At 36.3% G+C, this 19,939-nt stretch carries 21 protein-coding genes; 2 read left to right on the top strand and 19 right to left on the bottom strand.

What is annotated here, in order from left to right; all coding sequences use genetic code 11:
• Window positions 1–31 precede the first annotated feature (31 nt).
• Window positions 32–859, bottom strand: a complete 828-nt coding sequence (tsf, locus tag ASG01_RS08835) for a translation elongation factor Ts (protein WP_055862807.1) — start codon at window positions 857–859, stop codon at window positions 32–34.
• A gap of 149 nt (window positions 860–1,008) precedes the next feature.
• Between tsf and ASG01_RS08830 the strand changes: the two genes are divergently transcribed.
• Window positions 1,009–1,701 (top strand): DUF6759 domain-containing protein, encoded by a 693-nt coding sequence (locus ASG01_RS08830; protein ID WP_055862805.1) that lies wholly within the window; start codon window positions 1,009–1,011, stop codon window positions 1,699–1,701.
• Between the two features lie 38 nt (window positions 1,702–1,739).
• Here the strand turns inward: ASG01_RS08830 and ASG01_RS08825 are convergent, their stop codons facing one another.
• The 10 genes from ASG01_RS08825 to ASG01_RS08780 form a co-directional block, all read right to left on the bottom strand.
• A complete protein-coding gene (locus ASG01_RS08825) occupies window positions 1,740–2,696 on the bottom strand; it encodes an acetyl-CoA carboxylase carboxyltransferase subunit alpha (protein ID WP_055862802.1) in 957 nt (318 codons plus the stop codon).
• A gap of 48 nt (window positions 2,697–2,744) precedes the next feature.
• A complete protein-coding gene (gltX, locus tag ASG01_RS08820) occupies window positions 2,745–4,262 on the bottom strand; it encodes a glutamate--tRNA ligase (protein WP_055862800.1) in 1,518 nt (505 codons plus the stop codon).
• Between the two features lie 67 nt (window positions 4,263–4,329).
• Complete coding sequence (locus ASG01_RS08815; protein WP_055862798.1) at window positions 4,330–5,235, bottom strand: glycosyltransferase family 2 protein; 906 nt, start codon at window positions 5,233–5,235, stop codon at window positions 4,330–4,332.
• 1 nt (window position 5,236) lies between these two features.
• Window positions 5,237–6,343 carry a DegT/DnrJ/EryC1/StrS family aminotransferase gene (locus ASG01_RS08810; protein ID WP_055862795.1) on the bottom strand — a complete coding sequence of 369 codons (1,107 nt, stop codon included), beginning with the start codon at window positions 6,341–6,343 and terminating at the stop codon, window positions 5,237–5,239.
• 6 nt (window positions 6,344–6,349) lie between these two features.
• On the bottom strand, window positions 6,350–7,954 hold the full coding sequence (locus ASG01_RS08805; protein ID WP_131725352.1) for a hypothetical protein: 1,605 nt from the start codon (window positions 7,952–7,954) through the stop codon (window positions 6,350–6,352).
• Window positions 7,921–8,373, bottom strand: coding sequence for an N-acetyltransferase (locus tag ASG01_RS08800; RefSeq protein WP_055862791.1), 453 nt, complete (start codon window positions 8,371–8,373; stop codon window positions 7,921–7,923). Before ASG01_RS08800 ends, ASG01_RS08805 begins: the two co-directional genes overlap by 34 nt.
• Entirely contained in the window at window positions 8,370–9,584 is a 1,215-nt protein-coding gene (locus ASG01_RS08795) for a glycosyltransferase family 61 protein (RefSeq protein WP_055862788.1), read from the bottom strand. The genes ASG01_RS08800 and ASG01_RS08795 overlap by 4 nt, the downstream gene beginning before the upstream one ends.
• Window positions 9,562–9,981, bottom strand: a complete 420-nt coding sequence (locus ASG01_RS08790; RefSeq protein WP_055862786.1) for a sugar 3,4-ketoisomerase — start codon at window positions 9,979–9,981, stop codon at window positions 9,562–9,564. Before ASG01_RS08790 ends, ASG01_RS08795 begins: the two co-directional genes overlap by 23 nt.
• Entirely contained in the window at window positions 9,978–11,159 is a 1,182-nt protein-coding gene (locus ASG01_RS08785) for a glycosyltransferase family 4 protein (RefSeq protein ID WP_055862784.1), read from the bottom strand. The genes ASG01_RS08790 and ASG01_RS08785 overlap by 4 nt, the downstream gene beginning before the upstream one ends.
• Window positions 11,160–11,163: 4 nt before the next feature.
• The gene (locus tag ASG01_RS08780; RefSeq protein ID WP_055862918.1) at window positions 11,164–12,132 is read right to left on the bottom strand and encodes a hypothetical protein; all 969 of its coding nucleotides are present in this window, start codon (window positions 12,130–12,132) and stop codon (window positions 11,164–11,166) included.
• Between the two features lie 60 nt (window positions 12,133–12,192).
• Between ASG01_RS08780 and ASG01_RS08775 the strand changes: the two genes are divergently transcribed.
• Window positions 12,193–13,272 (top strand): glycosyltransferase family 4 protein, encoded by a 1,080-nt coding sequence (locus ASG01_RS08775; protein WP_055862781.1) that lies wholly within the window; start codon window positions 12,193–12,195, stop codon window positions 13,270–13,272.
• Here ASG01_RS08775 and ASG01_RS08770 read toward each other — a convergent pair.
• From ASG01_RS08770 to rpmF, 8 genes are all read right to left on the bottom strand, one after another.
• Window positions 13,269–13,952, bottom strand: a complete 684-nt coding sequence (locus ASG01_RS08770; protein WP_157844184.1) for a polysaccharide deacetylase family protein — start codon at window positions 13,950–13,952, stop codon at window positions 13,269–13,271. The two genes, ASG01_RS08775 and ASG01_RS08770, sit on opposite strands and share 4 nt — an antisense overlap.
• A gap of 59 nt (window positions 13,953–14,011) precedes the next feature.
• Entirely contained in the window at window positions 14,012–14,773 is a 762-nt protein-coding gene (locus tag ASG01_RS08765) for a glycosyltransferase family 2 protein (protein ID WP_055862777.1), read from the bottom strand.
• A 114-nt stretch (window positions 14,774–14,887) separates the two neighbouring features.
• Window positions 14,888–16,138, bottom strand: coding sequence for an ornithine--oxo-acid transaminase (rocD, locus tag ASG01_RS08760; protein ID WP_055862773.1), 1,251 nt, complete (start codon window positions 16,136–16,138; stop codon window positions 14,888–14,890).
• 336 nt (window positions 16,139–16,474) lie between these two features.
• Entirely contained in the window at window positions 16,475–16,828 is a 354-nt protein-coding gene (locus tag ASG01_RS08755; RefSeq protein ID WP_055862771.1) for a hypothetical protein, read from the bottom strand.
• 133 nt (window positions 16,829–16,961) lie between these two features.
• On the bottom strand, window positions 16,962–17,204 hold the full coding sequence (locus tag ASG01_RS08750) for a hypothetical protein (RefSeq protein ID WP_055862769.1): 243 nt from the start codon (window positions 17,202–17,204) through the stop codon (window positions 16,962–16,964).
• Between the two features lie 444 nt (window positions 17,205–17,648).
• Window positions 17,649–19,004: an acetyl-CoA carboxylase biotin carboxylase subunit gene (gene accC / locus ASG01_RS08740; protein ID WP_055862764.1), complete on the bottom strand. Its 1,356-nt coding sequence runs from the start codon at window positions 19,002–19,004 to the stop codon at window positions 17,649–17,651.
• 99 nt (window positions 19,005–19,103) lie between these two features.
• Window positions 19,104–19,589 (bottom strand): acetyl-CoA carboxylase biotin carboxyl carrier protein, encoded by a 486-nt coding sequence (gene accB, locus ASG01_RS08735; protein ID WP_055862762.1) that lies wholly within the window; start codon window positions 19,587–19,589, stop codon window positions 19,104–19,106.
• A 124-nt stretch (window positions 19,590–19,713) separates the two neighbouring features.
• Window positions 19,714–19,920 carry a 50S ribosomal protein L32 gene (rpmF, locus tag ASG01_RS08730; protein ID WP_055862760.1) on the bottom strand — a complete coding sequence of 69 codons (207 nt, stop codon included), beginning with the start codon at window positions 19,918–19,920 and terminating at the stop codon, window positions 19,714–19,716.
• Window positions 19,921–19,939: the final 19 nt, after the last annotated feature.

Genomic DNA, 19,939 nt, shown 5'->3' with positions numbered 1-19,939 from the left:
TCGGGATTTTTTGTTATTTAGATTGTTATTCCTAAGAAAGGCTTACTCTTACAAAACCTGTAACTTTAAGATCACCGTTGATAGATTTTACATAATCAGCAACAGACATAGAGCTGTCTTTGATGAAATCCTGGTGTACCAAAGTGTTGTCTTTGTAGAATCTCTGCATTTTACCTTTCAAGATGTTCTCGATAATATTTGCAGGCTTACCTTCTTCAGTAAGTTTGTGTCGTTCGATTTCCAGCTCTTTATCGATTGTTTCCTGAGAAACTTTAGTCTCATCAAGAGCAATCGGATTCATTGCAGCAGCCTGCATAGAAACAGATTTAGCAGCTTCGTCAGCTCCTTCTACTTTTGCAGAAAGTGCAGTAAGAGCAGCGATTTTGTTACCAGCATGAATGTAAGCACCTACGAAAGGCCCTTCCAGTCTTTCGAAAGCACCGATCTCGATTTTTTCTCCGATTACACCTGTCTGCTCGATTAATTTCTCAGCAACAGTCATCCCGTGGAAGTCAGATGCCAAAAATTCTTCTTTGTTTGAATATACGATTGCCTGCTCAGCCAATTCGAAAGCAAGTTCTACGAAAGCTTCGTTTTTACCTACAAAGTCAGTTTCGCAGTTTAGAGAAATTACCACACCCATGGTGTTGTCTTCGTTTACTCTTGCGATTACAGCACCTTCGGTAGATTCTCTGTCTGCTCTGTTAGCAGCAACTTTCTGTCCTTTCTTTCTAAGGATATCTACTGCTTTATCGAAGTCTCCTTCAGCTTCAGTTAGTGCTTTTTTGCAGTCCATCATACCTGCACCTGTTTGGTTTCTTAGTTTTGCCACATCTGCAGCAGCTGGTGAATAAGACATAATATTTATTATTTTTATATTAAAATTAAGTTTATCTTACACTGTTTGTTTTAAGATGCGCAAAGATAATAATTTTAATCATAAACTAAAAAATGACTTTTCACGTTATAGTATTTATTTAAATTAAATTCTAAAAAGAAAAACAGTACATGAGAAAAATATTTTTCCTCCTATTTTTAAGTATATTTTGTTTAGGTTTTTCCCAAAAGAAGAAAGCTGTCAAAGCAAAAACAGTAGCAGAAAAGGAGACAGTGATTATTTACACTGAAGAAGATGCAGAGAAATCCTCAGAACCGAGAATTATTGCGGGTTTCCTCAAACAAAATCCGGGCCATGCAAAATCTGACCGTTTCAAAAGAAAATTGATGGATATTATAATGGCAGACAATTCGCCGGAAGCCAAACCAACCATCAAACCCATCAGTAAAGATAAAATCGCGAAAATTGTTTCTAATAACGAACTTAACAGCGGAAAAGATCTCGCAACTTTAGCCAAAAATGTGAAAACCGATAAAAACACCAATTTTGCAAGTACAGGAAGTAAAAAATCGGGAGCGAGTGAAGAAGGAAAACGCACGGCAAGTATGCTCACACATCTTTTCAGTAACGATTCAAGCAAAAGTGAAGCGTATGTGAATATCCGCAATAAGTCGAAATGTAATCTGATCGTAAAAATCAGCGGAAAAAAATATTACAACCTTGATGTTCCGGCGCGCGGGCAAAACTTTGTTTTAATTGATAAGGGCGAATATGTAGTAACGACCGCCGTTTGCGATGCAAAATATTCTTCGCTAAAGAAAATTACGAAGGATATCGAAATCGAGTTGAACGTAGCCGACTAAAAATGAAAAGTGGTTAAGAAAAATCTTAACCACTTTTTTTATCCTTTAAATTGCCCCATGGCAATAAATTTATCCTGTCTTTGTCTTTCAAGCTCTTCGCCTGAGAATTTTGAGAAGGCTTTGATGTTCTGCAAAATTGAAGTTTTGAGATTCTGATAAGTTGTTTCCGGATCGTAATGTGCGCCACCAAGCGGTTCTGAGATAATTCCGTCGATGAATTTTTCTCTTAAAGCATCTTTCGGCGTCAGATTCAATGCGTTGGCTGCATCTTCTTTATGATCCCAGTTTCTCCAGAGAATTGAAGAACAGCTTTCCGGTGCAATTACCGTGTACCAGGTGTTTTCCAGCATGTACACTTTGTTTCCAACACCGATTCCCAAAGCACCACCGCTGGCACCTTCGCCAATAATGTACGTGAAAATAGGCGTTTTCAGCTGCACCATTTCAAAAATATTTCTGGCAATCGCTTCGCCTTGTCCGCGCTCTTCAGCTTCAAGACCAGGATATGCTCCCGGCGTATCAACCAAGGTTATTACCGGAATTTTAAATTTCTCAGCCAGCTTCATCAGTCTTAAAGCTTTTCTGTAGCCTTCAGGATTGGGCATCCCGAATCTTCTGTGCTGCCTTTCCTTCGTTGTACGGCCTTTTTGTGTTCCGATGATCATGATTTTTTGTCCGTCGAGCGTTGCAAGACCGCCAATCATCGCGGGATCGTCTGCAAAATTTCTGTCGCCATGCAGTTCAAGAAAACTACCTTTATCTACCATCCTGCTGATGTAATCGATCGTGTAAGGACGGTCTGGATGGCGGGAAAGCTGCACACGCTGCCAAGGCGTAAGATTTCCGTAGATTTCTTTTTTCTTTTCAAGGATTTTATCCTCGATCTGGCTGCACGCCAACTTCACGTCGACACCACTTTCTTCGCCTACCAAAGAGCAAGTCTGGTATTGATCCATCAGGTCTTTTATAGGCAATTCGAAACTTAAATATTCCATTCTATGAAGTAAATTTAATCTTTCAAATTTATGAAAAATTATATGATTCTATTTAAAATAATTGATTGCGTTCTCAATGCGCGCGGTAGTTTCCTCTCTTCCAATAAGTTCTACAATATCCGGCACATCCGGACCTTTCAGTTCGCCGACAAGTACGAGGCGAAGCGGCATCATCACTTTTCCCATACCCAAACTTTTAGATTCTGCAAAATCTTGCATGGTTTGTTTGATATTTTCTGCCGTGAAAGTTTCCATCTCATTTAATTTAAGTGAAAGTTCGGTTAATATTTCTGAAGTTTGATCATTAAAAGCTTTTTTGGAAGCTTTCTCGTCGTAAGACGTTGGTGCTTCAAAGAAAAATTTCCCTTTTTCGTTATCAAGTGTAAGATCGCTGACAAATGTCAGACGTTCTTTCATTAGATGAATGATTTTCAGAAGTTTTTCGTCTACAAGATTTATGTTTAAATCAGATTTTTTTAAAATTTGCAAAAGCTCTTCATCCGTCTTTTTCTGAATATACTGATGATTAAACCATTCTGCTTTTTCTTTGCTGAATCTTGCACCTGCTTTATGTACTTTATTCAGATCAAATTCTTGAGCCATCTCCTCGACAGACAAAATTTCTTTATCATCTGCAGGCGACCAGCCCAAAAGCGCCACCATATTGATAAAAGCTTCCGGCAGATAACCGCTTTCACGATAACCTTTAGAAGTAATTCCAGTTACGGGATCAGTAAAATTTAGAGGGAAAACAGGAAATCCGAATTTATCTCCGTCTCTTTTGCTCAGTTTTCCTTTGCCTTCAGGCTTAAGAATCAAAGAAAGATGCGCAAATTCCGGAGCTTCCCAGCCCATTGCTTCATATAATAAAGTGTGCAAACCAAGAGATGGTAACCATTCTTCGCCACGAATCACGTGCGAAATTTCCATCTCGTGATCATCGATAATATTGGCAAAATGATACGTCGGCATTCCGTCGTTTTTCACCAAAACTTTATCATCCAGTGTATTTGTATTTACCGAAGAATTCCCGCGGATGATGTCCACAAGATTTAAAATTCGGTCTACAGGCATTTTGAAACGGACTACATACGGCGTTTTCTCAGCGATCAGTCGCTGCGTTTCTTCTTCAGGAAGTGTAAGGCTGTTTTTGAGCTGATTTCGTGTGCGGTTGTCATAAGAAAAAACTTCACCTTTCGCTTCATATTCAGCACGGATCGCATCAAGCTCTTCAGCCGTATCAAAAGCGATGTATGCATAGTCGGTTTTTAAAATCTGCTCAGTGTATTTATCATAAATATCTCTTCGTTCAGACTGTCGGTAAGGAGCGTATTTTCCACCTTTCGCTGGGCTTTCGTCAGGGATAATTCCGCACCAGGCAAGCGCTTCTTCGATATATTCTTCAGCACCTTCCACATATCTTGCGGTGTCGGTATCTTCAATTCTAAGGACAAAATCGCCGCCGTTTTTCTTCGCAAAAAGATAATCATACAACGCGGTTCTCACGCCGCCCAAATGCAAAGGCCCTGTCGGACTTGGCGCAAAACGAACTCTCACTTTCTTCATGTATCAAAATTTATGGTGCAAATTTACTTAAATTAAAGTTTTGCAGATGTTGAATGTGAATGATCAGTTATTTTAAAAACAGGAGTTTAAAAAATAATAGCGGATTTTTATATTTGATCCGATATTTCTCTCTTTTCCATTCTTTTTTCAGCCTTTTTCTTTCTAGAGAATGATCAGTTTTACTGAGTTTTATTTCATACTTAAAGTGAAGTAAATTCAGCAGATATTTTTCATTTAGATCTTTATCTTTCCTGATATAATTGAGATATTTTGAGGTTACTTTTTCATAAGAATTTTTCATTACCGCCCAGTTTCGCGACAGACTCGTTGGTAATATCCGGTAATAAAAGAGTTTCTTATCTAAAAAACCAAAGCGGTAACCGAGCGAGGATAAACGCAGATTCATATCCCAGTCTTCCGTCTGGATTTCTTCATCAAAAGGATGATCCGTCAGAATTTTTTTTGAAACAAATGTTCCCACATTCACTGTTTTGTTGCCAGAAACGTTGTAATGAAAGAAATTTCCGATGTTGGCAAGAAGATTTTTTTTGCCTTTTTCGCTGTACGCATCTGTTATTTCACCGGTTTCCTGATAGTATTTAAAACCATCTGTTAAAATAAAATCGAAAGTATTAGCCTGAAAAAAACTCACTTTCTCCCTCAGATGATTTTTCGTGTACCAATCGTCACCGGAAAGTATCGAAATGTATTCTCCTGACGTATGCGAAACCAAAATATTCAGATTTTTTGCAACACCAAAACTTTCAGAATTTTTGATGAGTTTATGCTTTACAGGAAACTTAGAAAGTGTTGCAGTCGCAATTTCAAAAGTTTTGTCTGAAGAATTGTTGTCTAACACAATTATTTCAAAATGATCATAATCCTGCTGAGCCGCCGATTCACAAGCTTCTGCAATGAATTTTTCGTGATTCATTGTGATGATAATAATGCTTACAAAGGGCGATTTGGTCATCTTACGAAAATTGGTTTATCATTTCGATTACATAATCTACTTCGCCACCTTCCATTACCTGACTGATCGGCAGACTGAGAATTCCGTCATGAATTTTTTCTGTAACCGGAAGCGACAAATCTGCATATTCTTTATAACATTCCTGTTTGTGCGGCGGAATAGGGTAGTGAATCAGCGTCTGAATTCCTTTTTCATGTAAATAAGTCTGCAGACGCTCACGGTTTTCGCAGCGGACCGTAAACAAATGCCAGACGTGTTCTATTTCATTTTTCGGAAACTCAGGAAGTACGATGGAAGTATTTTTTATCTGATCGCAGTATTTTCTGGCGATATTTCTGCGAACATCATTTTCTCTGTCAATCGATCTTAATTTAACATCCAAAACCGCAGCCTGAATTTCATCTAAACGTGAATTCAAACCTTTATATTCATTCACATATTTTTTACTGGAACCGTAATTTGCAATGGCCCGAAGCGTTTCTGCCAGTTCATCATTATTTGTAGAAACTGCGCCGCCGTCGCCCAAAGCACCAAGATTTTTACCGGGATAAAAACTAAATCCTGAAGCATCGCCAAGATTTCCGGTTTTTTTACCCGAAAATGCTGCGCCGATTGCCTGCGCGTTATCTTCAATGACTTTTAAATTATGTTTTTCAGCAATATTTTGAAGATTTTCGTCAAAGCAAACACGGCCGTACAGATGCACAACCATAATACCTTTTGTTTTCTCGGTGATATTCTTTTCAACTTCAGCAGTGGAAAGATTGTATGTTTCAATATCAGGTTCTACGAAAACCGGTACCAGATTATTGTCTGTAATTGCAAGAACAGAAGCGATATACGTATTGGCAGGCACGATGATTTCGTCACCTTCTGCCATAATTCCCATTTCGATGTACGAACGGAAAATCAGGCGAAGCGCATCCAAACCGTTGGCAACGCCGATTACGTGTTTCGCACCGAGATAATTTGCCAGATTCTGCTCAAAACTTTTTACTTTTTCACCCAAAAGATACCAGCCGCTACGGAAAGTTTCTACAAGTTGCGCTTCAATTTCCGACTGATGCTGCAGGTTAATTTTTTTTAGGTCTAAAAATTTTATTTCCATTGTTTTTTATTTATAAATGTAAAACAGGCCGGTAGAATCTATTTTTGTTTTCTTCTTCTTCACTTCGTCAGTAAAACTGCTTCCGTAAAAGCTGTTTTTGTCATACGAAAAAGACTTTTTATCCACTACAAAATAGAGATTTTTGCAGTGCAGCAAAGATAAATCTTTTTTGTAATTCGGGTATTCCACATTCATTTCCCAAGGCATGCGGTTTTTGGTTTTTTCAAACATCACAGACGCGGCCGGAAATCCAGGAAGAAATAGTATATTTTTATATTTTTCAAAAATCACCTTGCTTTGAGCAAGATATTCTGCGTTTGATTTTGATGTGTAAATTCCGGAATACACAGGAAGATTTTCGAGCTTAATGTACCTTTCTTCAAATATATTTTTTTCAAGATAAGGATTGATTATGCGGAGGTTCAAAATGGAGAGCGGCAAAAGAATCATCATTATTTTATTTGAAAAAAAACTGTCAGATTTTAATGTCAAAAAAACAAATGGGAAAGCCAGGAAAATATTTCCTGCACCCCATGAAATTGCCGAACTCCAGATGATCGTTGCAGCGCAAACTTCTGTCAGAGTCGTATTCAGAGTTTTTTTTCGGTCTTTAAAAATGGAATAAATAAGTAAAAAAACGGTAATCGGTAAAAGAGCGTTTGCCGATGATAAAATCGTATAGTCTGTATATTTCGGTGTTGCTGAATAGTAATCTGTAACATAGTGATAGAATGGAATTAGAAAGCAAAAGCCGAGAAAAATTCCAATGAAATTGGGAACGAACGAAGATGAGTTTTTTATTTTTATCCAAATTAATATGGCGATAATTGCGCTGCCTAAAAAAGGAAAAATATATTTAAAAGAATCTAGGTAAATCTCAAAACCAACGTCGTAAATAATTTTTTTATTTGAATCTAATGATACAGATCGGTAAAAATAAAGCGCGTCCGGAATTTTAAATATTAGAAGGATTATGATGCACGAAGCTAAAATCAGGAAGAATTTAAGATTTAATTTAAAATTAAATCTTCTATGGAAAAAAACTGAAATAACAGTTAACAGAAAAGGAATCAGGAAAAATGACTGTTTTGTTGTTGCTGCAATTATTGAAAACAGAATTGCTAGAAGAATATTTTTTTTGTGAAGATAAAACAGCGACAGACTAAGAAAAAATAATCCATCGATCGTGTGCCAAGGCATCGCTGGAAAAATGTTGATGTTTGAAATCATCAGAAATGGAATACTGATAAGCATTCTTTTATCCCAGCGGTCATTATTGAAAATAACTCGGGAAACCTGATATGATATTACCGCAAACTGCATGAGAACAAGCATTCTGCAAATGAGGTATAAATAATCTTTAACGAAAAAGAAAGGTTTCAGCAGAATTGCCCAGAAAACCGGTGTGCCAAAAGGCCGTACATAATCAAAATCACGATAGATTATTTGTCCGTCATTAAGTTTTGAAGAAAGCGCCAGAATGAAACCGCTGTCGTAATAATCGAAGCCTACAAAAATGGTAAGCAGGCAAAATACTGCAAAAATCAGATAAAAAACGCTATAAAAACCCCAGATTTTCATCGGTGTCTTTTCGCCGGATTTCCAAACCATGTTTCACCTTCGGGAACATTTTTCGTCACCACGCTTCCTGCACCTATTACTGCATTTTTACCAATTGTTATTCCCGGAAGTATTGTCGCATTCGCACCAATTGATGCGCCTTTTTTCACCAAAGTTTCTTCCAGAATAAAATCTGTGTTCTTTGAAACAGGATTTCTGTCATTTGTGAAAGTGACGTTTGGACCAATAAAAACGCCGTCTTCAATCATGATTCCGTCCCAAATCTGTACGCCAGGTTTAATGGTTACATCATTTCCGATCCTGACTTTATTTTCGATAAAAACATTAAAGTTAATGTTGCAGTTAGCACCGATTTCGGCACCTTTCAAAATCACGCAGTGCTGCCAAATCATTGTATTTTCACCAATATTTTCAGTCTGAACTTCGGCTGTCGGATGTATCTTTATCATGCTAAAAGTGTCTTTAAATGTTGTGCGAAAATTTTCGGATTCAGAATATAATCTTCATGAAAATCTTCTGTCACTTGAGGATAAATATAATAATTCAGATCAAAACCTATGATCTTTGCCATCGTCGAGTAGACCGAAAAGTCACCCCAAACGCTGCTCAGCCAAGTTAAACCTTTTGCATTGCTGTCTGCGAAAAGCAGATTTGTCCATGCTGCGCCACTTGGCCCGGTGATGTATTTTGCATTCTGAACCATGAAAATCTGCTCGTGAATATTAAGATCTTCAAAAAAAACTTCCTGAAAGCCAAAATCCTTCGCGACTTTAATAATTTCAGCTTCATTATATTTTCTGAACTGCGATTTTCTGGCAATGAAAACTTTTTCAACCTTTTCCGTTTTCACTTTCGTTAAATCAAGATTTTCAAGACATATTTTTCTTAAATATTGTACCGACGAAGGCGTGAACTTAGAAAATCCAGCTTCGTACTTCTCTCCTGTAACAATGTTAGGTATCGTATAATTCGGACTCGTGATATGCCAAAGCTTTTCAAAATTAAAATACGTCTGATGATCAACAAAACGGATGTTATTTTCTTTTACAAAAAAGCTTAAAAGTGTTTTCATGTTTTCATTTTGCGAAACCACTTCATCCACAATCACCATCTTCTCATGATATTCCGGAATTTCGTTGAAAAATTCGGTCTTGGAAAGGATTTCAAAAACAAAATGATAGTAATTAAAGGTGAAAATTCCGCCAAGAAAAATGGCTTCTTCCTTTAGTCGTATACTTTTCCGATTTTGAACTTTGGCTAACGTAACGGCATTCTGAAGAAGATTTGTGGTATGATATACATAGTGAATGCGCTTGTCATCATGCCACTTTTCGTAAAAAATTTTATCTTTTTTTAGAGTTAAAAAGAAAGTAGAATTTGAGATACAGTAAACATTTTCGAGCTCATATATTTTGACAGCATTAATTGGCGTTGAAATTTTCACTTGATTTTCTCCCTGCTTTTTTGGTAGATAATTGTCTGTTTCTGCAGCCGGTAAAATCGTTTTTTCGGTTACAATAATACTTTGGTCTGCATTCTGCAAAGGCAAAAAATCGGTCACGAGCCTTTTAGCTTTCCGGATAAAAGATTTGAGATAATATTTCTTTCTTAGGGCAACGAGCTGGCGCTCAAGGTTTTCAATTTGTTCTCTTGCGTCCATGATCTAAAAATTCAGAATACTCTCTGATATAATCTTTTTCGTCATATTCTATGCTTGCGATACAGATTTGAACGGCATTGTGCGTATAGCGCATATTTCGCCAGCACATTTTAGGAATATATAGCCCAAGATTGGGTTTGTCTAAAATGAATGTTTCTTTTTCACCAGATAAAAGTTCGGTAGTTACCTCGATTTTTCCGGCAACAGCCAAAAGAATTTGCTGCAAATCATAATGAGAATGGCCACCACGTTCTACTTCTTCAGGCGTAAAATACGTCCAGTAAATGCGCTTTGGCTCAAAAGGCAGATTTTCTTTTTCGGCAACTGAAATATATCCTAACGCCGGACCTCCAATTTTGGGAAATTCAATCAAAAAAGGTTTATCGTAATCTCTCATTTTATTGTATTGTAAAAGTTCACAGTTTCGTCAATCATTCTATGAAGTGTAAAATGATCTTCCACCGTTTTTCTGGCACTGTTTGAAATTTTTTCTGCAAGTTCAATATCGTTAAAAATCACTGAAACTTTTTCAGCAAAATCATTTCCGAAAGCAATCAGTCCGTTTTCATAATCCTTAATAATCTCCGTAAATGAAGGAATGTCTGAACATACAATTGGCTTCCGCATTGCCATCGATTCAAGCAAAGATAAACTAAAATTTTCGCCTTTAGAAGGAAAACAGATCACTTCGGCCTGACTTAAAAGACTTGCGATTTCACTCCGTGATTTCTTCCCATGAAAAATAACCGAGCTGCGAAACTTGGGATTAGTATTTATTTCTGACACTTTTGCCGGAAAATCATTACTGTTGCCGATAAAATGAAGTGTCGCATCATTAAATTTGTCTTTAATTTTTATAAAGTTTTCAAGCAGCGTATCGGCGCCTTTTTCGCGCGAAACATTACCCAAATAAAAAACAGATTTTGAAATTTTCTCAGTTTTCAAATCAGGATTAAATACAGTTTCATCGATTCCGTTATAAATGAGCTTTGTTTTCCCAAGATCAAATAATTCGCGGTTAATTTTCTCGTTAAATTTAGAAATTGTGATGATGTTTTTACAGTTTTCGATCGCTATTTTTTCACAGAAAATCCGGCCCTCCTTTACTTTACCATAGCCGAAGTATTTTTTCAAGACCGTCCATGATCCGTGACATCTGATCACCGATTTAATATTTTGTGGAATCGCTAAAGCTAAGCCATCCCAGTCGTGCGTTTCGGCGACATCGAAATGCAACGCGTTTTCAGTCATCCAGCGTCTGATTTTTTTCTGAATAATTTTCTTTTCTAAAAGATAGATTTTAAAAGAAAAGTCTTTTATTAAAGAAATTTTACCGGTGAGTGAGCGCATTGTTTCCATCAAAAATTTCGATTTGAAAATGTCTTTAACCGAGTAAATACTAACTCCATTTTCTGTCAGTTCAAAATTTTTTCGGCTTATTAAAAAAACATACGGTTTGAAGCCACGCTTCGCCAGTTCTTCGCAAAGATTTTTATAAAAAATTCCGGTGCCTCCAACGTTTTCGTTGAGACTGCAATGATATTCTTTGGTAACAATCAAAATATTCTGCACCATAAAATCAAAGTTTAAAAACCGTTTTTATCCAGTGATCGAGCGTGTATTTTTCATAAATATCCTGCGGAAGTTTTTGATATTCCGTTCCGAAAAAAGACTTTTCTACATTGCTGAAGTCTTTATTGAGAATCAGAATGTTTTGCGGATTGTAAAAATCATAGGATTCGATTTTCTCATTATCGGTCACAAATTTCTTTTCCAAGGCCATTGCTTCAAAAATCCTGAAACTGAGCCCGGTTTGATTTTCGCGCTGCAGATCGAGAATCGCTTTCGTATTTTTATATAAATCGGGAAGGTTTTTCTGGGAAATATTTTTTCTTCTGAAAGTCAGAATATCTGCATTCTCCTTTTTGAAAATCTGAGCCAATTGGTTTTTCCAGCTTTTTTTTCCTGCAACAATCACACGAAATTTCGCATTGATTTTGCGCGTCTTATGTATCAATTGTTGCAGTCTCGCAATTCGCGTTTTATCGTAAGACGTGATGTAAAAAAGATCTCTTTCCGGAATTTTTTCCGACGGCTGATACGGAAGATAATTGTAATTTGTAATTTTCTGAAAGCCGAATTTTTTCACGTCATCATCATCAAAAGAAAAAACGTCATCAAAATAATGCAGAATATGTTCCGCCGGATTTCTCGCCATGCTGTCGTACAGATACGCGATGTTTCGCCGGGCAAACTGCCGTATTTTATCGTGTACGCGCTTCTCAATCGCTTCCGGATTAATCACTAAAATCTGATCTTGTATTCCTATTTTTTCAAGCGATTCTAAAATGAAATTCTGGCGTTTTTCATGTTTAAGATTTCTTCCTGTAAGAACTTTGCTAGCGGTATTTTTCAGCCGTTCAGCAAAATTTTTGTGTGTAAAAGCGCCAATGTTGATATGATAAGCATCAACTCCTTTTTCCTTGAGTTTTTCGACAATATATTCGTCGTAGTGCCAAAAATCGAAGCTGATTACACAAATTTTCATCACACAAAAATATGATTTTAAAATTAATTTTTTAATTTTGAAAGGAGAGACCATTTTCTTATGATTAAAAGAATTCTTATCGATGCCGAACGATTAAAATATCCAAAATCCGGACTTGCCAACGTATGCCATTCACTTATTAAAGGTTTAAATGAACGCAAAAGCAGTCTCTTTTACACATTCTACGGCCCAAAAAAGTTTTTGCCCGAGCAGCTTACAGAATGCCAAACCATTCACTGGAAATTCTGGCAAAAAAAATTCCCTATTTCTACCACCACGTATTCGCTCATTCACGTTACTCACCAGCTTTCAGATTATTTTCAGAAGGCAAAACCGGTGCAGAAAAAGGTCGTAACGCTTCACGACCTCAATTTTTTGCATGATAACAGCAGCGACAGGAAAGTGGAAAAAAGTAAGAATCTTGTGCAGAAAAATCTGGCAGATGCAGATGCGATTGTGTGTATTTCTGAGTTTGTAAAGCAGGATTTTCTAAAAAACAAATCGCTTTTCAAACTTAAAGAAAATGTAAAAATCGAAGTTATCTACAATGGTCTGGTTTTTCCGGAAGCGCAGAATTTTAAATCAGATAAAAATTACAGCTTTCTCAAAAAACCATTTATTCTGAATATCGGCGTGCTTTTTCCAAAGAAAAATCAGCATGTTTTGCTTGATTTAATTGCTGAAAACGACCGCGATTTGGTCTTGATGACATCTTCCGCAAAATCAGAATACAAAGAAAATATTCTAAAAGAAATTAAAGATAAAGGTCTGGAAAAGCGTGTGCACATTCTGGAAAATATTTCGGATGAAGAGAAGTTTTTTCTCCTTCAAAATTGCGAATCCTATGCACATCCCTCGCTGGCAGAGGGTTTCGGAATTCCTCCGGTTGAAGCTATGTTTTTTGGAAAGCCCGTTTTTCTCAGCAAAATGACAAGCCTTCCCGAAATTGGTAATGATGTCGCATTTTATTTTGGTGATTTTTCAGGTAAAAAAATGAACGAAGTTTATCAAAATGGAATCCAGATTTTCAATGAAAACAAAGACGATTATCGGGAAAAACTAAAGGAACGTGCATCACATTTCAGCTATCAGAAAATGGCAGAATCATACGAAAAACTTTACCGCGACCTGCTTTCTTAAAGTTTTGTTTTGCCAAAAAGAAGTTTCCATTTGAACTTTTGAATTGTGTCACCGTATTTAATGTCAATCCGTTTTACTTCGAAAGCATTTTTAAAAGGATAACTTTCGACATTATTTCCAATGCGAAGTGCGGCAAAAATCCCGTGAGATTTAAGCATTTCAAAAAACTCTTTTTTCATTGATTTTTCTTTGGGAAATTTACCGTAAGGATACGCCAAAACTTTAGTAAAAGCGATATTTTCGCGTCTTAACGATTCAATATTTACTTTAATATCACGATCCGCTTCCAATAAAGTCATTTCAGAATAATTTTTGTGCTGATGGCTGTGAAGCGCGATTTCTATAAGATTTGAAGGCAAATTTCTGATTTCTTCAAAGGTCATAAGATTCCGGTCAGCTTTCTTCTGATTTTCTTCAATAAGTTGTGTCGGAATAAAAACCGTAGCTTTCAAACCATACTTTTCGAGAAGCGGTAAAAGATGAATTTTATTATTCAGATAACCGTCATCAAATGTCAGAATGATTTTGTTATCAATCTTTTCTGAGTCACTTAAATCTTTAAAGAAGAGACACTTAAAGTTTTTTTCGTGAATGTACTGAAACTGCTTTTCAAGATTTTCTTTTGTTACGATCAGATCATTTTTAAAGCTCTCACTTTCCGGCAAAATCATATGATACATAAGGATGCGCACACTTTTTTTGTCCGCAAGGTTTAATAAATATTTGAAAATACGGCCGGTCATTTTCTTTTCGAAAGATATATTTCGTGCAGTTTCTGATATTTCAAAAACGTGTAAAAAGATGAAGTGATCGCCATGTAAAATCCTGCAAAGCCATCGAGAAAGCCGCGCATGGCAAAATAGGATTTCAGAAACTGATAGAAAGGTTTGAAAACAACCTGCAAAGCGCCGGATTTTTTACCCTTTTGATACATTTTTTCAGCCATCATCGACGTGTATTTGTTTGACTTTTCGATATGGTGAAAAATATCTTTGTACGTGTAATGATTGATAAATCCGGCAAGTTTTCCGACCGGCGAATCTGTGATAAAAGCTTCATGAACGATGTCTTCTGAATATTTTCCGAAACCATTTTTGAAAAATCTTTCACGTTTTACATTTCCCCAACCGCCGTATTTCAGCGCTTGCCCTAAAAAAATATTTTTAAACTCAATATCGTATACATTAAAATATGGCTTTTCTGAATATATGATTTTTTGAATATCATTTTTAGCCGTTTCATCCGGAATTTCGTCGGAATCCAGAAATAAAATCCATTCTCCCTGACAATGATTTAATGCAGAATTTTTCTGCTGACCGAAACCCGGAAATTTCTGTGAAATAAATTTTACTTTTGAAAAGCTACGGCAAATTTCTTCCGTTCTGTCGGTCGAATTACTGTCGACAATCACGATTTCGTCGGCCAGACTGTGAATGGCAGAAAGCGTTTTTCCGATAATGCGCTCCTCGTTGAAGGTAATAATGGCCACAGAAAGTTTCATGAATTTATTCTTACAGAAACAAAAATAAGTATAATTTTCCGCCTCAAAAAATCGGGTGAGATTAGTAGATTTTTAGGTCAAAAAAAAGACGCTCTATAAAAGCGTCTTAGTTATTTATTTTTGATATTCTAAAACTGTTTTTTCGATGATTCTCACACAATCGAGCAGTTGCTCTTCGGTAATTACCAATGGTGGCGCGAGCCTGATGATGTTTCCATGCGTTGGTTTCGCCAGCAATCCGTTTTCTTTTAACTGGAGACAGAGATTCCAGGCGGTAGAACTTTCGGGTGTGTCATTGATTAAAATCGCATTCAGTAAACCCTTACCGCGAACCTTTGTGATCAGATCGCTTTTTTCGATTACTTTATCAATTTCACTTCGGAAAAGTTTACCTAATTCTTCAGCTCTTTCAGATAATTGTTCGTCTTCAACCACATTTAGAGCAGCAATGGCGACGCTGCAGGCGATCGGATTTCCACCAAAAGTAGAGCCGTGCTGGCCTGGTTTGATCACATTCATGATCTCATCATTCGCCAAAACGGCAGAAACAGGATACATTCCTCCGGAAAGCGCTTTTCCTAAAATCAAAATATCCGGCTGTACATTTTCATGATGACATGCGATTAATCTTCCTGTACGGGCGATTCCCGTCTGTACTTCGTCGGCTATAAAAAGAACATTATATTTTTTGCAGAGTTCTGCTGATTTCTTTAAATACTGATCATCCGGAACGTAAACACCTGCTTCCCCCTGAATCGGTTCCACAAGAAATGCAGCGATATTCTGTGCATCATTTTTTAAAACTTCTTCTAAAGCTGAAAGGTCGTTGTACGGTATTTTCACAAATCCCGGTGTGAATGGACCATAATTCTTATTGGCATCAGGATCATTTGAGAAAGAAACAATTGTTGTCGTTCTTCCGTGGAAGTTATTTTCGCAAACGATAATTTTTGCGGCATTTTCTGAAATTCCTTTTACTTCATAGCTCCATTTTCTGGCCAATTTCACAGCAGTTTCCACCGCTTCAGCACCGGAATTCATCGGTAGAACTTTATCAAAACCGAAAAGGCTAGTGATTTTTTTCTCGTATTCTCCTAAACTTGAATTGTAAAAAGCTCTTGAAGTCAATGCTAATTTTTTAGCCTGATTAACCAAAGCTTCTACAATTTTAGGGTGTGAATGCCCTTGATTTACAGCAGAATAAGCTGAAAGGAAATCATAATATTTCTTGCCTTCTACATCCCAGACAAAAACACCTTCACCCTTATCCAAAACCACAGGAAGCGGATGATAATTGTGGGCGCCATGTTTTTCTTCGAGCTCAATGAAGTATTGTGAATTTTTTGTTTGTTCTGCTGTTGACATATTCTTTTTGCTTTTGCACAAATTTAAGTATTATAAATAACTTGCATAAATAATTAATTTCTGTTTAAAATGAAGATTCAGAACTGTTGTAAAGAATTGATAAATAATTCGGAAGATATTTGGTGAAGTATAATTGAGTTTTGGTTTTTATATCTTTTTTCAGATAATTTAAAACTTGTAAAATATTACGTCAGAGATTATGGAATTTGTAATTTCTACTCATCATTTTATGTTTTTATAAAGATAAAAAATAATACAATTTTAGAAAATTGGTTTTTTAAAAGAAAAAGCCACACGAAGGGATTCGTGCGGCAGCGGGAGGATTCGTATTATTTTTTAGCTCATAAATATTTTCCAATCTTTCATTAAGTCAATCAGTTCCTGCAAAGGCATTTTGAAGCTTTGGTTAGTTTCATCGTTAGCTAAAAAATAAGCAATATCATTTTCTACATCTAAACTTCCATTACCATAACCAATATCCCAATTGTTTCCTAATGGTGCAATTATCTCTTCCCATGTTTTTATACCATTTTTCACATTTTCTAAATCATCTATTACTTCTTGTATATTGTCCAGAAAACGAAATTGTCCAACGAAAAGACTTAATAATATATATTTATCCTCTGTAGATTTCACAGCTTTAATATCTTCATTATTTAATCCCTTACTAATAAATTTTACTTTATCCATTTTTTAATCTCTAATTTGAAAATTTATATAAGTTCTATCTGAATCTTGATTACTTGGTTATATTCTACATCTATTCTTTTAGTCAAACTATATTAGAAAACATCAATAACTAATCTTTATCATCTTTTAAGAATTAGTTTTCTATAATTCTTTTTATATCGTCTAAAATACTTCCTTGATATTCTTCTATGGAATTAAAGTTTGTGTCACAAATTATCATTATTTCTTTTGCTTCTTCAAAAGTAATTTGCGGAAAGTCTTTTCTCATTTCTTTCATTGACTCTAAAGGAGATAAAGTTTTTTTATGCTTTAAATAAACTTCAAATACATTTTCACCATTTTTTTTAATCTGTTGATAATACTCTTTACTTTTCATAACTTAATTATTTAATTTCAAATTCTTTAAAATAGACTTCCATTTTTTCACCGCTACCGCACGAATCCGTTCGTGTGGCCTTCTTCAAAAAAACAATCCTGTTTTTCCAAAGTACAAAAAGAGGAGAACAACGACTCAAAATTAACAATTTGAACAAACTTTTTAATGCATATCCGTTATTTATCATAGTTCTTAATTTAACGCAAGGTCAAACAAGGAATTTTTAAATATTGCCCGTTTTCAAGCTATACAAAGGCGTTAACTTAACAAAAACACACAAAGCATTTTTAATTATAACAGATTGCGGACAATCGTAAACTTTTTTCAGTAATACTTCAGATACAAGTATGGGATGAATCAATACCTCAAGAGAATTCGGAGTAGTACTTATGATACAAAAAACCGCCTCAATGCTGAGACGGTTTAAATTTATATCAAACAATCTTAATGATTATCGTATTTTCTGTCCATCACAAAATCTTCCATAAATTTTGTGGTGTAGTTTCCGGAAAGATAAGCTTCATCTTCCATCAACTGTCTGTGGAAAGGAATCGTGGTTTTTACACCTTCTACATAAAATTCTTCCAAAGCACGTTTCATTTTTGCAATCGCTTCTTCACGGGTTTGTGCCGTAGTGATCAGTTTTGCAATCATTGAATCGTAGTTGGAAGGAATGGTATATCCCGAATAAACGTGCGTATCTACTCTGATTCCATGTCCGCCGGGAATATTTAATCCAGTGATTTTCCCTGGTGACGGTCTGAAATCAGCATAAGGATCTTCAGCATTGATTCTGCACTCGATCGAATGCAATTTCGGATAATGGTTGATTCCTGAAATAGGAGTTCCTGCAGCCAAAAGAATCTGTTCTCTGATCAAATCATAATCAATAACTTGTTCTGTAATCGGATGCTCCACCTGAATTCTCGTATTCATTTCCATGAAATAAAAATTTCTGTGCTTATCTACCAAGAATTCAATTGTTCCAACCCCTTCATAGCCAATAAACTCGGCAGCTTTTACAGCCGCTTCACCCATTTTCTCACGAAGTTCGTCTGTCATGAATGGGGATGGAGTTTCTTCAGTTAGTTTTTGGTTTCTTCTCTGTACAGAACAGTCTCTTTCAGAAAGGTGACAGGCTTTACCAAATTGGTCACCTGCAACCTGAATTTCGATATGTCTTGGCTCTTCAATCAGTTTTTCCATGTACATTCCTCCGTTTCCGAAGGCTGCAACAGCTTCCTGAATAGCAGATTCCCAGTGTTCTTTAAGATCTTCGGCTTTCCAAACGGCTCTCATTCCTTTTCCACCGCCGCCGGCAGTGGCTTTAATCATCACCGGATATCCTGTTTCTTCAGCTGTTTTTACGGCGTGCTCGTAAGATTCAATTAAACCTTCAGAACCCGGTACGCAAGGTACATTAGCCGCTTTCATGGTTGCTTTGGCGTTGGCTTTGTCTCCCATTCTCTCGATTTGCTCAGGTGAGGCACCGATAAACTTGATGTTGTTTTTCTGGCAGATTCTGGAGAAGTTTGCGTTTTCGGATAAAAATCCGTAGCCAGGATGTATCGCATCAGCATTGGTAATCTCTGCAGCCGCGATAATATTTGAAATTTTAAGATAAGAATCTTTACTCATTGCCGGCCCGATACACACTGCTTCATCAGCAAAACGCACATGAAGACTGTCTTTATCGGCGGTTGAATAAACGGCTACCGTTTTGATTCCCATTTCTTTACAAGTACGCAAAATACGCATGGCAATCTCGCCTCGGTTGGCTATTAATATTTTTTTGAACATCTTAATAATATTTGGAAATTAGATAATTTTAAAATTAGATAAATGTTATTTAAATGTAGAATTGTAGTCTAACATCTAATGTCTAACATCTAATTTCTATTAAGATGGATCTACCAAAAATAATGGCTGATCATATTCTACAGGAGTAGCATCATCTACCAAAATCTTAACGATTTTTCCGCTAACTTCAGAATCAATCTGGTTGAAAAGTTTCATCGCTTCAATTACGCAAACTACTTTACCTACAGAAACATCGTCGCCAACATTTACAAAAACCTCTTTATCCGGTGAAGGTTTTCTGTAGAAAGTACCGATCATCGGAGATTTGATCGTAACATATTTGCTGTCATCTGAAGTTTCTTCAGAAGACTGAACCGGAGCAGAAGAACCTGCAGCCATATTTTGTGCAGGAGCAGACTGCTGTGGTGCCTGAGCGTACATTTGAGGCTGAGTAACGTAGCTTACTTCGTTCCCGCCAAGTGGAGTTTTTATAGTAATTTCGAAGTCTTTGGTTTTGTATTTTACCTCAGATACTTCAGCTTTCGATACAAACTTAATAAGATTCTGTATATCTTTAATGTCCATAAATATTAAATTTTATTTGTCGCCAAAGATACCAAAAAAACATAAAATGCAACAAAAAACCACTCGATTTTATAAAAAATGAGTGGTTTTAGTCTAAAAACGAATGTTTTTTCCTGTGAGAAGATTAATTTTCTTCTTCAGCTGTTTCTACATTTTTCTCCATTACGATTTTTCCTCTGTAATAAAGTTTTCCCTCATGCCAGTGTGCTCTGTGGTAAAGGTGCATCTCTCCTGATGTTGCATCTTTTGCCAACTGAGGAACTACTGCCTTGTAATGAGTTCTTCTCTTATCTCTTCTTGTAGACGACTGTCTTCTCTTTGGATGTGCCATTTTGTAATAACTTTTTTAA

This window comes from Chryseobacterium sp. Leaf180, from assembly GCF_001424585.1.
In the GTDB taxonomy this organism is placed as follows: domain Bacteria; phylum Bacteroidota; class Bacteroidia; order Flavobacteriales; family Weeksellaceae; genus Chryseobacterium.
Note: the sequence above shows the minus strand (reverse complement) of the source record. Positions and strands in the feature narration are given on the sequence as shown.